This window comes from Streptomyces sparsus (assembly GCF_054776295.1).
Genome location: NZ_BAAHCA010001439.1, coordinates 1 through 841, shown reverse-complemented (window position 1 = coordinate 841; position 841 = coordinate 1). Strand labels below are relative to the sequence as shown.

The 841-nt window shown below is 72.7% G+C and carries 1 protein-coding gene and 1 pseudogene; both read left to right on the top strand.

Going from position 1 to position 841, the window contains the following annotated elements; translation table 11 throughout:
• A pseudogene (locus ACYVE9_RS28930) lies at positions 1-323 on the top strand (precorrin-6y C5,15-methyltransferase (decarboxylating) subunit CbiE); the annotation flags it as partial.
• A gap of 245 nt (positions 324-568) precedes the next feature.
• Positions 569-841, top strand: a 273-nt coding sequence (locus ACYVE9_RS28925) for a hypothetical protein (RefSeq protein WP_461030840.1), incomplete at its 3' end; no start/stop codon positions are given.

Here is an 841-nt window from a genome sequence, read left to right as displayed (position 1 = left end):
CCGCCGCCGCGCGCCGGCTCGGGGTGCAGGTCCAGGTGGTGCACGGCGGCGCCCCGCAGGTCCTGGAGGACCTGCCCGAACCCGACGTGGTGCGTATCGGCGGTGGCGGGACACGCACGGTGGCCGCGTGTGCCGACCGGCGCCCGGAGCGCATCGTCACGCACGCCGCCACCCGTGACGAGGCAGAGGAGATCGGCCGGGTGCTCGGCGCGGGCGGTTACGCCGTCGAGTGCGCCCTGCTGCAGTCCGTCGACATGGACCCCGAGCAGTGGACCGAGCGGGACCGCGCCGTCGTTTTCCTGCTGTCGGGCAGTCGTATGTGATCTGCGGTGGAACGAACCATGACCAACCGGGGTCACTCGTGCACCCTGGGCGGGCGCTCCGAGGCGCGCCGGGTAGGCTGATGGATCGTTGTGCCGTCACCCGGGATTGACGCTTTGTTCGTCAATATGCGGATGACGCCGGCGGAGACACGTGCCGCGCACCGCGCACGCTCGTTGTCCTCCTGCAGGGAGCGTGTGAGTCCCGCCGGGTTGGAAGGAGCATCACCGATGGGCGAGGGGTACGCATGACTGACACCGGCCAGATCCCGGGCGAGGGACAGCCGGAGAACGCAGGCGGACTGCCGGGGCAGCCGGGCGTTCCGGCTCCTGGCGAGTACCCCGCCGCGGACCCGGTCGCCACCGGCCAGGGCGGCGAGGAGGACGACCTGCTGCTGATGCCCGGCGCCCAGGGGTGGGGGAGCGAGCCCGCCCAGGCCGCCGAGCCGACCCGCGCACCCGAACCGCACGAGATCGACGGCCGGGACTCCGGCTCGCTCGACTACGGCGCTGTTCGAACG